Source organism: Bacteroides faecalis (assembly GCF_003865075.1).
GTDB lineage: Bacteria > Bacteroidota > Bacteroidia > Bacteroidales > Bacteroidaceae > Bacteroides > Bacteroides faecalis.
In genome coordinates, this window is sequence record NZ_BHWB01000004.1 from 39,082 (window position 1) to 51,958 (window position 12,877).

Here is a 12,877-nt window from a genome sequence, read left to right on the forward strand (position 1 = left end):
TGATTGTGAAACTCAAGAGATTGTGATGAATAACTGATTTAAAGAAATAGAAACAATGGTGAATAAGATAACAAAGATGAAAAATGCAGCTATTATAGTAGGAGGTATTATTCTTGTTTTTTTAATAAATGCTTGCCGTTCTTTACCGGAAGATCACTCTTTGTCTTACGAGATCTCAAAAAGTGATACTTTGTATATTTGTGATGCTTCGTTAATCAATCGGGATGTTGCCCAAACAAAACTGAGTGACTGGATTACAGATTTTAAGATTGTTCATCTTGAAGATTCGGATTCGGCTTTAGTTAGAGGATGGAGAACCTATATTTCCGATAATTATATCGGAATATCCGATGAGGCATCTCCTTTTAAGTTGTTTGATCACCAAGGTCAGTTTTTGGGATGTATTGGACGCATTGGACAAGGACCAGGAGAATATAAATATGTCTATGACGCTGCACTGAATGAAAAAAATAATAGAATATGTTTGGGGGACATGAGTGGTCCCCTTCAGGAATATGATATAAAAGGTAACTTCGTTCGACGACTGGGTGAAGGTTTTAGATTGAATAAACCCGGAATGCGGTATGAAAAAGACGGTTCATTCACAACCACTCATTTGGTCTTCACCGGAGTAACCGGATTTCAGTATTTACGAGTAGAGAAAGACAGTAGTGTGGTTCCTGTTCCTCCGGTTCAAACAATGATGCTTGCCGGTGAGGATCATAAAGGAAGTACTATCGGTTTTAATAATGAGTTATGGAGTTGGAATAATATGCCATATCTAACTTATCAGGTATCAGCTTTTGATACACTTTATGCTTTTAAACCGGATACTCATGAAACATATCCAAGCTTTACATTGAAGAATCATCAAAATACTTTTTGTCTTTATAATGAGACTCCTTTCTGTTTTTTAGTATTTGTTTTTCCCGGTACGGATTGGACTCCTCCAACAAATACCATTATGGTGAATAAGCAAGAAAAGCAATCTTATTATCTGGATGTAAAGAATGACTTTGCAGGTAATCTTCCTGTTGCCCAATTGGCAACTTCTATAAAAAACGGATGGTATTATCAAATGTTTGAGCCGTATAAACTATTGGAATTGATTGATGAGCGGCTTTCTGGTTCCGATTGTTCGGATAAAGATCGTAAAGTATTGGAAGAATTAAAGAATTCCATTGATGAAAACGGAAACAATATTATGTTTATAGGAAAGCTTAAAGAGCATTTTGATAAAGGGAGCTTGATATACTAGACGGATTGAAATAGGAAATAAAAGTGTTCCTCATTAAATTAAAGTTTAACGAACTGTTGATAGAAAGAATTTATAAAAAAATAAATATTTCTTTTTGCTATGTCCAAAATATGTCGTTACTTTGCACAAATTTTGAAGACAAAATGAATCAACAGGAAATTAGAAGTAAGTATTATCTCCATTCGGATGCATTTCATCCGGAATCGGTCAGCTTCTTCTCTTTATTCCAAAAACGATATTTTAGTTCTTTGGTAATGCGTTAATCCTTTTTTGAGGGTAACGCATTTTTTTTATGAACGAACTTAGAAATAACAACTTATTATAACAACAAAAGAAATGGAAAAGGAAATCAAGAAAGTCCTCGTTTTGGGTTCTGGAGCACTCAAGATCGGACAAGCCGGAGAATTCGACTACTCAGGCTCACAAGCACTGAAAGCTTTGAAAGAAGAAGGTATCAGCTCGGTACTGGTAAACCCGAACATCGCAACTATTCAGACTTCCGAAGGAATTGCTGATAAAGTGTATTTCCTTCCCGTTACTACTTATTTTGTAGAGGAGATTATCAAGAAAGAACGTCCGGACGGCATTTTGCTGGCTTTTGGTGGACAGACAGCTTTGAACTGTGGCGCAGAACTGTACACGCAAGGTATTCTTGATAAATATGGCGTGAAAGTATTGGGAACTTCAGTGGAAGCAATCATGTATACTGAAGACCGCGATTTGTTCGTTAAGAAACTGAACGAGATTGATATGAAGACTCCGGTGAGCCAGGCTGTAGAAAACATGGAAGATGCTATTGCTGCTGCTCGCAGAATTGGTTATCCTGTCATGGTGCGTTCGGCTTATGCATTGGGAGGTCTTGGCAGCGGTATCTGTGCTAACGAAGAGGAATTCTTGAAATTAGCTGAAAGTTCGTTTACTTTCTCTAAGCAAATCCTGGTAGAAGAATCTTTGAAAGGTTGGAAAGAAATCGAATTTGAAGTGATTCGTGATGCTAACGATCATTGCTTCACTGTAGCCAGCATGGAAAACTTTGACCCGCTGGGTATACATACAGGTGAGTCAATCGTTGTAGCTCCTACTTGTTCGTTGGACGATAAGGAATTGGCTTTGCTTAAGGAACTTTCTACAAAATGTATTCGTCACTTAGGTATTGTCGGTGAATGTAACATCCAGTACGCATTCAATTCTGAGACAGATGATTATCGTGTGATCGAAGTAAATGCCCGTTTGAGCCGTTCTTCTGCTTTGGCTTCTAAAGCTACCGGATATCCGTTGGCATTTGTTGCTGCAAAGGTTGCTTTAGGTTATACACTTGATCAGATCGGTGAAATGGGTACTCCAAACTCAGCTTATGTGGCTCCGCAGCTTGATTACTATATCTGTAAGATTCCTCGTTGGGATTTGACGAAGTTTGCCGGCGTATCTCGTGAAATTGGTTCGAGTATGAAGTCGGTAGGTGAGATCATGGCTATTGGGCATTCTTTTGAAGAAATTATCCAGAAGGGACTTCGTATGATCGGCCAGGGAATGCATGGCTTTGTTGGTAACGACGACTTGCATTTTGATGATCTTGATCGCGAACTTTCTCGTCCGACAGACTTGCGTGTTTTTGCTATCGCACAGGCTTTGGAAGAAGGATATACTATCGAACGTATCCACGAACTGACAAAGATCGATCCTTGGTTCCTTGGCAAACTGAAAAATATTGTTGATTACAAAGCAAAGCTTTCTACTTATAATAAGGTAGAAGATATTTCGGCTGATGTGATGCGCGAAGCTAAGGTTTTAGGTTTCTCTGATTTCCAGATTGCACGTTTCGTATTGAATCCGGTAGGTAATATGGAAAAAGAAAACCTGGCAGTGCGTGCACATCGTAAAGCATTGGGCATTCTTCCGGCTGTGAAACGCATCAATACGGTTGCTTCCGAACATCCCGAACTGACTAACTATCTGTATATGACTTATGCAGTAGAAGGTTATGATGTGAATTATTACAAAAATGAAAAATCAGTAGTTGTTTTAGGTTCAGGTGCTTATCGTATTGGTAGCTCGGTAGAATTTGACTGGTGTTCTGTGAATGCTGTACAGACTGCTCGCAAATTGGGCTATAAGTCTATCATGATCAACTACAATCCTGAAACAGTATCTACTGACTATGATATGTGCGACCGTCTGTACTTTGACGAACTTTCATTCGAACGTGTGCTCGACGTGATCGACTTGGAACAACCGCGCGGTGTGATCGTATCTGTAGGTGGACAGATCCCCAACAACCTGGCAATGAAACTTTATCGCCAATCTGTTCCGGTATTAGGAACTTCTCCGGTATCTATCGATCGTGCAGAAAACCGTAACAAGTTCTCTGCTATGCTTGACCAACTTGGCATCGACCAGCCGGCTTGGCAGGAATTGACCAGCCTTCAAGATGTGAAAGGCTTCGTTGATAAAGTTGGCTATCCGGTATTGGTTCGTCCTTCTTACGTTCTTTCGGGAGCTGCAATGAATGTTTGCTACGATGATGAAGAATTGGAAAACTTCCTGAAGATGGCTGCTGAAGTTTCTAAAGAATATCCGGTTGTTGTTTCTCAGTTCCTTGAAAATACAAAAGAAATCGAATTTGATGCTGTCGCTCAAAACGGTGAAGTGGTAGAATATGCGATCTCTGAACATGTAGAATTTGCCGGAGTACACTCTGGTGATGCAACATTAGTATTCCCGGCTCAGAAGATTTACTTTGCAACTGCACGTCGTATCAAGAAGATCAGCCGTCAGATTGCAAAAGAGTTAAATATTTCCGGGCCGTTCAATATTCAGTTCCTGGCTCGTAATAACGAAGTAAAGGTTATTGAATGTAACTTGCGTGCTTCTCGTAGCTTCCCGTTTGTATCTAAAGTACTGAAACGTAACTTTATTGAAACAGCTACCCGTATCATGCTGGATGCACCTTATACTCGTCCTGATAAATCAGCTTTTGATATTGACTGGATTGGTGTAAAAGCTTCTCAATTCTCTTTCTCACGTTTGCACAAGGCTGACCCCGTATTAGGCGTAGATATGTCATCTACAGGAGAGGTTGGTTGTATTGGTGATGACTTCTCTGAAGCATTACTTAATTCAATGATTGCTACCGGATTCAAGATTCCTGAAAAAGCAGTAATGTTCTCTTCGGGTGCAATGAAATCGAAAGTTGATTTATTGGATGCAAGCCGTATGTTGTTTGCTAAAGGTTATCAGATTTATGCAACTTCCGGAACTGCTGCATTCTTGAATGCTCATGGTGTTGAGGCTACTCCGGTTTATTGGCCGGATGAGAAAACAGGTGCTGAAGATAATGTAATGAAGATGATTGCAGATCATAAGTTCGACTTGATAGTCAATATCCCGAAGAATCACAGTAAGCGCGAATTAACGAATGGGTATCGTATCCGTCGTGGCGCTATCGATCATAACATTCCTTTGATTACCAATGCTCGTTTGGCAAGTGCTTTTATCGAAGCATTCTGTGAATTGAAGTTGAGCGATATCCAGATAAAGAGCTGGCAAGAATATAAATAAAGTCTGTTATCTGAAGATATATAAACTGAGGCTGTCCGGAAAGTTACTGTATACTGTATTTGTCATCCTAAATGTCGTCGAAACTCCCCGTTATCGGGGGAGAACAATGTACTGAATGACAAAACGATCAGGTTTACAGACTTTTCGGATAGTCTCAATTTTTATTTAGTGGTAATTCTGCCCAGAATGTGGAACCCTCGTTTGTCTTCGAATTAACTCCGATTGTACCGCCTTGTGCATCTACTATTGCTTTGCAAATCGAGAGTCCCAATCCGGTACCTTGCGCAAAATCGTTTAATTTCTCAAAGCGTCCGAATACTTTAACAGTGTTTTCTTCCGAGATGCCGATACCTGTATCCGAACAATAAATTCTTAGAAAATCATTGCAAATAGCATATCCTATTTCAATAGAGCCTTCTTGGGTGAATTTGATTGCATTATTGACAAAGTTGGTCAGGATTTGAGTCAAACGGTTTTTATCCAAATTAACAATGTAACTTTGATATGGAGTATAGCAGCGGAAGGTAACTTTGTCATTCATCTTTTGCTTATAAAGAGTTGCCATCTCTTCAAAAAGCTGAGTGATATCAAACTCTCTGTTTACCAAATCAACATAACCTGCTTCTATTTTGGAGAGATCGAGAATGTCACCTATTAGCGTTAAAAGTAAATTGTTATTGGTAGAGATGATCTTCCAATATTCGGCACTTTCTTCCTTATTGACAGTGTTATGAAGGAGTTCGGAGAAACCGACAATGGCATTGAGAGGGGTGCGGATTTCATGGCTCATGTTGGCAAGGAAGGCAGATTTTAACTTATCGGACTGTTCCGCTTTGTCTCTTGCCTGTTTTAATTGCTCATTAGAAGCAAGCGCTTCGTTTCTTGTAGCTTCCAACTCATTCTGAATCTGTTTGCGTTGAGTAATATCATCAATTCGTAGTATGACTCCCTCCACTTCGTTTTGTTCGTTCAAAATAGGATTCGCATAAATTTCTATTGTTTTACCAAGAATAGAATATTCAGAGTGTTCTACATTTTTAGATTCCATAGCTCTCATCATAGTGCATCCTTGACAGGGAGAATCCGAATCTTTAGCACTTTCATAACATAGTTTTCCTGCTTCGTAGTATCGCTTTCCGTTAGATTGTTCTGGGAAAATGAAAGATACATTTTCCCAGATAACCTTGTAGTCTGCAGATATATAGACTAATCCGGAATTGATATTATTCAATATCAGTGTATTTTGCTGATTGATTCTTTTAAGTTTTTCTGTTAACTTATACCACTCTGTAACATCTTTCTGCGTACCGGTAAGATGTGTTATTTTTCCATTCTTTTTTTTCGGAATGATCTGGCTTTCGTAATAGTGGTATTTACCATCTTCTGATAAGTAACGAAATACGGCTATTCCTTTTTCTTTTTCTCCACGAGCTATAGAGGACAACAAGTCTTGTTGCATTTGTTGGTCGTCAGGGTGTAATATTTTCAGGTTATCTTCCTGGGAAATGCCAGCACCGGCAATTGTATTGCCCAGAATGGTGTAATACATTTTTGTGTGAATGTCAAACATCCAAGCGGCCATATCTCCCGCATCCAGAGCTAAACTCAAATTCTGGTAAGCTTCTTGAAGTTCCTGATTTTTTCTTTCATAGTTTGTTGCGTCGGATATGAGCAACATAATAGCTTGAACGTTGCCGGATTTATCTTTTATTTTTCTACTCTTGCAGTTTAGGTATATAGTAGTTTCTGGTAATCCAGTGTCGAAATAATTAGTTTGGGAGACAGCTTGAAGACTATATTCAATACTTGCTTCTGTAATATCGTTATTTCGAATTTTTTCCTTTAAATGTTCGGAGATTATTGGGTCTTCGAACAAATTGATATGTTTAGCTAAATGAGCTTCAATATCTTCTACTCCAAAAATAGAAGCTAATGCCGGATTGATAAATTGTTGGTAACCATCTTTATCGTATATGGCGAGTCCAATGGGAAGTGCTTCTGTGATAATTTCTTTTTCACGATAAAGTTGTTCGTATCTAAGGTTAGTGTCTTCGGTAATCTCTATAGTTGAGACAATAGTTCCTTCAATCTCCCCTTTTTCATTTATTATAGGTTCGATATTATTTTGTATTCTGACTTTTCCGGAACGTTTACTATCGAGGTAATAGTTTTCCTTTTTAAGCAAATCGAAGTCATAGTTGAAGTTGCAAGTACAGGTACGGTATTTGTCAGCTTCATTTTTTATTTGTGATTTGTAGTTGGGATGATCGTAAAAACAGATACGGCTTTTTAATAGATGTTCTTTATCGGCACATCCATAGATCTGTAGGGCTGTTTCGTTTATATCAACCAGAATTCCGTCTTTATCGTAATATTCTAGTCCTACCGGAGCTTTGTTGAAAATAGTGCCATAATCTAACACAGTTTTTGGGGTTTGCAGATCGCTGTTGCTCTCAATGTTTGCTTTTTGTGCTATCATAATCTTGTTATAAGATGATGTTGAACTCTCTTTTTTTATCAGATACGAACAAAGGTACGATAAAATAATTTATATTTGTTTCTTAAATGATAAAAATAGATAGATCGGATGATTGTATTATTATCTTGTGCTAAAACAATGAGTGGTTCGTCTAAGATAACCACCCCATTTGAAACAATGCCACGTTTTCGGCAAGAGGCTTCTGAGATAGCTCTTCAGATGTCGCAGTTCTCTGTGGAAGACTTGGAAAGAATTTTGCGGGTGAATTCGAAGATAGCTGTTGAGAACTATAAACGCTATCAGGCTTTTCACGCGGAGGGAACTTCAGAACTGCCTGCTTTTTTGGCTTATACAGGAATTGTGTTTAAGCGTTTGAATCCGCAAGACTTTTCGGTGGAGGAATTTTCTTATGCGCAAGAGCATTTGCGGCTGACATCTTTTTGCTATGGACTGTTGCGTCCATTGGATATGATTCATCCATACAGGTTGGAAGGAGACGTTGTGTTACCCGAATTGGGCACTCAAAATATGTTTGTTTATTGGAGGTCTCGGTTGACAGATGTGTTTATAGATGACATAAAGAAGGCTGGGGGAATACTTTGTAATTTGGCTAGTGACGAGATGAAGGGATTATTCGATTGGAGACGGATAGAAAAAGAGGTCCGGGTGGTAACTCCTGAGTTTCATGTATGGAAGAACGGGAAACCGGCTACGGTTGTTGTATATACTAAAATGTCTCGTGGGGAAATGACGCGCTCTATTTTAAAAAACAGGATAGAGGACCCGGAAGAATTAAAAAGTTTTTCGTGGGAAGGATTCGAATTTGATGAATCTCTCTCGGATGAGAAAAGCTATGTGTTTATTAATGGTAAAGAAGGATGAGAAAATGACAGAAGTAGAAAAAATGCGTAACTGCCAGTTGGCTGATATGTCGGTGCCCGAGTTACAGGCAAGTTTTGAACGGGCTAAAAAGTTATTAGCACAAATGAGAGGATTGAGTACGTATGATGAGGAATATAGAGAATTATTAGAGGAACTGATCCCTGGAATTCCGCAGACCTCGATCATTTGTCCGCCTTTTCATTGTGATCATGGAGATGGCATTCAGTTGGGCGAACACGTTTTTGTGAATGCTAATTGTACATTTTTGGATGGAGGATATGTTACGATAGGTGCCCATACATTAGTCGGACCTTGTGTGCAGATCTATACTCCTCATCATCCGATGGATTATTTGGAACGTCGCGGTTCGAAAGAATATGCTTATCCGGTAACAATAGGTGAGGACTGCTGGATAGGAGGTGGAGCGATTATATGTCCTGGAGTGACGATTGGAAGCCGTTGTGTAATTGGAGCGGGAAGTGTTGTTACAAAAGATATTCCTGATGACAGTGTTGCAGTGGGAAATCCTGCTCGCATTATCCGCAAGAAAGATTAGAACTGAGTATCCGAGAAATTTATTATCCGGACTTTAGTGTGTCTGCATTGTTGTCTTCGTTTGTATGCCATCTTCAAGGTATATAAGATAAGAGAAGGATCGTCTTTTAAATGACATTTGTGAATTCTACGTTTTTTCTCCAACGTAATTCTTCTCTTTAACTGTAAATTTTGCGCAATAAGTGACATGCATAGGCTGATACTAATCATTCGTTTCATCTTTTGTTTATTATTTAATGAGAGAGAAAGAGTCGCGATTATCTTTTTTATTCTATTTATAAGAAACGGTTTAAGGGAGATAAAAGTTACATGAAAAAAACTTTATTTATTATTTATTGATAATCAATGAGTTCCTTTTTAGATAGAAAAGTTCTTGAAAAATAATTCAGCAAATGTTTGCAGGTCTCGAAAAAAGCCGTACCTTTGCATCGCTTTTGAAACGGAAGTGTAAGGGCGTTTAGCTCAGCTGGTTCAGAGCATCTGCCTTACAAGCAGAGGGTCGGCGGTTCGAATCCGTCAACGCCCACACTAAAACACAAGCACTTCCGGCTCATTAACAAGGGCGTTTAGCTCAGCTGGTTCAGAGCATCTGCCTTACAAGCAGAGGGTCGGCGGTTCGAATCCGTCAACGCCCACACTGAAAAAGAGTTCCGTAATTCTGTTACGGAACTCTTTTTTTATTTATCTTTGCGTTTTATTTGTCAATAACCCCTATTTTTAATCAATATTATTACTATGCACAAGAAAAACATTATCTGGTTACTATTCGTGGCATTCTTGCCTTTGTTTGTAATGGCTCAGAAGAATAATTTTGAGATTAAGGACGGAGCCTTTTATCGAAATGGAAAAGTGACTCCTATTATTTCCGGTGAAATGCATTATCCCCGTATTCCTCATCAGTATTGGCGTCATCGTATTCAGATGATGAAAGCAATGGGATTGAATACCGTAGCTACTTATGTGTTTTGGAATATTCATGAACCTGAACCGGGTGTCTGGGATTTTACAGGCGATAAGAATCTGGCAGAATATATTAAAATAGCAGGTGAGGAGGGTATGATGGTTATTCTTCGTCCTGGTCCATATGTTTGTGCCGAATGGGAATTTGGTGGATATCCTTGGTGGCTTCAGAATATAAAAGGTATGGAGATTAGAAGGGATAATGCTGAGTTTCTGAAATGTACAAAAGCGTATATTGATCGTTTGTATAAAGAAGTTGGCGGTTTGTTGTGTACAAAAGGTGGTCCTATTGTAATGGTACAATGTGAAAATGAGTTTGGATCTTATGTCTCTCAGCGTACGGATATTCCATTGGAGGAACACCGGGCTTATAATGCGAAGATCAAACAACAATTGGCTGATGCAGGATTTGATGTGCCACTATTTACTTCAGACGGAAGCTGGCTATTTGAGGGTGGTTCCACGCCTGGAGCTTTGCCAACGGCTAATGGAGAGAGTGATATTGCTAATCTGAAAAAAGTGGTTGATCAGTATCATAATGGTAAGGGTCCTTATATGGTAGCGGAGTTTTATCCGGGGTGGCTGTCTCACTGGGCTGAACCATTTCCTCAATTAGATGCTTCGAAAGTTGCTCGTCAAACTGAGGCTTATTTAAAAAATGATGTCTCTATTAATTTCTATATGGTGCATGGCGGTACTAATTTTGGATTTACCAGTGGGGCGAATTATGATAAGAAGCGTGATATACAACCGGATTTGACTAGTTATGATTATGATGCGCCAATAAGTGAGGCCGGATGGGAGACGCCTAAATATGATTCAGTGCGTAATGTCATTAAGAAATATGTGAAATATCCGATTCCTGCCGTACCTGCTAAAAATCCTATTATTGAGATACCTTCTATTAAATTGAATAAAGTAGCAGATGTGATTGGTTTCGCTGAAAAAATGAAGCCAGTATCTGCTGATACTCCTTTAACATTTGAACAACTGAATCAAGGTTATGGTTATGTGCTTTATACGCGTCACTTTAATCAGCCAATTAGCGGAATACTTGAAATCCCGGGATTGCGTGATTATGCAGTTGTCTATGTAGATGGTGAAAAGGTGGGAGTTTTGAATCGGAATGCAAAGATATATTCTATGGAGATAGAGGTGCCTTTCAATGCTACCTTGCAGATTTTGGTTGAAAATATGGGGCGTATAAACTATGGGAGTGAAATAGTGCACAATAATAAAGGTATTATTAGTCCGGTGAAGATTGCCGGAAGAGAAATTACCGGTGAATGGGATATGTATCAGCTTCCGATGAGTGAAGTGCCTGACTTGTCAAAGCTAACAGGTGATGTTTATGACAATAATGAATCGGCAAGTGAGAAATTAAAAGACTGTCCGGTGATTTATAGTGGAACGTTTACACTGGATAAAATAGGTGATACATTTATTGATATGGAAAACTGGGGTAAGGGAATTATTTTCATTAATGGAATTAATATTGGGCGTTATTGGCAAGTTGGACCTCAACAGACGCTTTACATACCGGGTGTCTGGCTAAAAAAAGGTGAAAATAAAATTGTTGTTTTTGAGCAATTGAATGAGAAGCCAAAAACAGAAGTAAGGACAGTGAAGACTCCGGTTCTGATGAAATTAAATTGAAAAAGTAGGTGAAAATATAGATGGTGATGAGCGACAGTATCTGCCGCTCATTGTTTTTTAGTCACTTTTATAGAAACTTTACCCATCGTTTTAACTTGTTAATCAGGAAAAAGAGTTAATTTTGCGACCTGATAATTATCTAAAAACTTATGGAACTTGATGTATTAACGGCCATATCTCCAATTGATGGTCGATATAGAGGCAAAACTAAAGCTTTAGCAGCTTATTTCTCAGAATTCGCACTGATTAAATATCGTGTACAGGTGGAAGTGGAGTATTTCATTACTTTATGTGAGCTTCCGTTACCTCAGTTGAAAGGAATTGATAAGAGCGTTTTTGAAATCTTGAGGAATATTTATCGTAATTTCTCAGAAGCTGACGCGCAGCGTATTAAAGATATCGAAAGTGTAACTAACCACGATGTAAAGGCAGTAGAATACTTCTTGAAAGAAGAGTTTGATAAACTGGGGGGAATGGATGATTACAAGGAATTCATTCACTTCGGATTAACTTCTCAGGATATCAATAATACATCTGTTCCTCTTTCTATCAAGGAAGCTTTGGAAGAGGTATACTATCCGTTGATGGAAGAGCTGATTGCACAGTTGAAGAGTTATGCAACAGAGTGGGCAAATATTCCTATGCTTGCTAAGACTCATGGACAGCCGGCTTCTCCGACTCGTCTAGGTAAAGAAGTTATGGTTTTTGTTTATCGCTTGGAACGTCAGTTGGCAACCTTGAAGGCTTGTCCGATTACTGCAAAATTTGGTGGTGCAACCGGAAACTATAATGCTCACCATGTAGCTTATCCTCAATATGACTGGAAAGAATTTGGTAATCGTTTCGTTGCTGAAAAACTTGGTTTGGAGCGCGAGGAATACACTACGCAGATTTCTAATTATGATAACCTTTCTGCAATATTTGACGCAATGAAGCGTATCAATACTGTAATGGTGGATATGAATCGGGACTTTTGGCAGTATATTTCAATGGAATACTTTAAACAGAAGATCAAAGCCGGAGAGGTGGGCTCAAGCGCTATGCCGCATAAGGTAAATCCTATTGATTTTGAAAATGCAGAAGGTAATCTGGGTATTGCAACTGCTATTTTAGAACATTTAGCAGTGAAGCTTCCAGTGTCACGTTTACAACGCGACTTGACGGATTCTACTGTGCTGCGTAATGTCGGTGCACCTTTCGGTCATATTGTTATCGCTGTTCAGAGTTCCTTAAAAGGACTTCGTAAACTGTTGCTCAATGAATCTGCTATATGTCGTGATTTGGACAATTGTTGGAGCGTAGTGGCTGAGGCTATACAAACCATTTTACGCCGCGAAGCTTATCCTCATCCGTATGAAGCTTTGAAGGCATTGACAAGAACGAATCAGGCTATTACTGAAAGTTCTATTAAAGAGTTTATTGAGGGTTTAAATGTAAGCGAAAATATTAAAAAAGAGTTAAGAGCAATTACTCCGCATACTTATACGGGACTTTAATTGTTTACTATACAATAAACGTGTTTTTAAATC

7 protein-coding genes and 2 tRNA genes are annotated in these 12,877 nt (G+C 38.8%); 8 read left to right on the forward strand and 1 reads right to left on the reverse strand.

Annotated elements, in window-relative coordinates; all coding sequences use genetic code 11:
- The first annotated feature begins 55 nt into the window (after positions 1-55).
- Together EJF25_RS08060 and carB are read left to right on the forward strand one after the other, a co-directional pair.
- Positions 56-1,258 (forward strand): DUF4934 domain-containing protein, encoded by a 1,203-nt coding sequence (locus EJF25_RS08060; RefSeq protein WP_125040826.1) that lies wholly within the window; start codon positions 56-58, stop codon positions 1,256-1,258.
- 336 nt (positions 1,259-1,594) lie between these two features.
- Positions 1,595-4,816, forward strand: a complete 3,222-nt coding sequence (carB, locus tag EJF25_RS08070) for a carbamoyl-phosphate synthase (glutamine-hydrolyzing) large subunit (RefSeq protein ID WP_125040828.1) — start codon at positions 1,595-1,597, stop codon at positions 4,814-4,816.
- Positions 4,817-4,970: 154 nt separating this feature from the next.
- On the opposite strand, the gene EJF25_RS08075 is transcribed toward carB, so the two are convergent.
- Entirely contained in the window at positions 4,971-7,295 is a 2,325-nt protein-coding gene (locus EJF25_RS08075; RefSeq protein ID WP_125040829.1) for a PAS domain-containing sensor histidine kinase, read from the reverse strand.
- 108 nt (positions 7,296-7,403) lie between these two features.
- Here EJF25_RS08075 and yaaA point away from each other — a divergent pair, with 108 nt between their 5' ends.
- The 6 genes from yaaA (at position 7,404) to purB (ending at position 12,844) form a co-directional block, all read left to right on the forward strand.
- Positions 7,404-8,177 (forward strand): peroxide stress protein YaaA, encoded by a 774-nt coding sequence (gene yaaA, locus EJF25_RS08080; RefSeq protein ID WP_025076386.1) that lies wholly within the window; start codon positions 7,404-7,406, stop codon positions 8,175-8,177.
- A gap of 4 nt (positions 8,178-8,181) precedes the next feature.
- The gene (locus tag EJF25_RS08085) at positions 8,182-8,733 is read left to right on the forward strand and encodes a sugar O-acetyltransferase (RefSeq protein ID WP_125040830.1); all 552 of its coding nucleotides are present in this window, start codon (positions 8,182-8,184) and stop codon (positions 8,731-8,733) included.
- A gap of 450 nt (positions 8,734-9,183) precedes the next feature.
- A tRNA-Val gene (locus EJF25_RS08090) sits at positions 9,184-9,258 on the forward strand.
- 34 nt (positions 9,259-9,292) lie between these two features.
- A tRNA-Val gene (locus EJF25_RS08095) sits at positions 9,293-9,367 on the forward strand.
- A 100-nt stretch (positions 9,368-9,467) separates the two neighbouring features.
- Entirely contained in the window at positions 9,468-11,348 is a 1,881-nt protein-coding gene (locus tag EJF25_RS08100; RefSeq protein WP_125040831.1) for a glycoside hydrolase family 35 protein, read from the forward strand.
- Between the two features lie 149 nt (positions 11,349-11,497).
- Positions 11,498-12,844: an adenylosuccinate lyase gene (purB, locus tag EJF25_RS08105; RefSeq protein WP_125040832.1), complete on the forward strand. Its 1,347-nt coding sequence runs from the start codon at positions 11,498-11,500 to the stop codon at positions 12,842-12,844.
- The last annotated feature ends 33 nt before the right edge of the window (positions 12,845-12,877 follow it).

Coding starts and splice junctions, on each gene's coding strand:
- EJF25_RS08060 (WP_125040826.1), top strand. CDS start 56: ATGGTGAATAAGATAACAAAGATGAAAAATGCAGCTATTATAGTAGGA.
- yaaA (WP_025076386.1), top strand. CDS start 7,404: ATGATTGTATTATTATCTTGTGCTAAAACAATGAGTGGTTCGTCTAAG.
- EJF25_RS08075 (WP_125040829.1), bottom strand. CDS start 7,295: ATGATAGCACAAAAAGCAAACATTGAGAGCAACAGCGATCTGCAAACC.
- purB (WP_125040832.1), top strand. CDS start 11,498: ATGGAACTTGATGTATTAACGGCCATATCTCCAATTGATGGTCGATAT.
- EJF25_RS08100 (WP_125040831.1), top strand. CDS start 9,468: ATGCACAAGAAAAACATTATCTGGTTACTATTCGTGGCATTCTTGCCT.
- EJF25_RS08085 (WP_125040830.1), top strand. CDS start 8,182: ATGACAGAAGTAGAAAAAATGCGTAACTGCCAGTTGGCTGATATGTCG.
- carB (WP_125040828.1), top strand. CDS start 1,595: ATGGAAAAGGAAATCAAGAAAGTCCTCGTTTTGGGTTCTGGAGCACTC.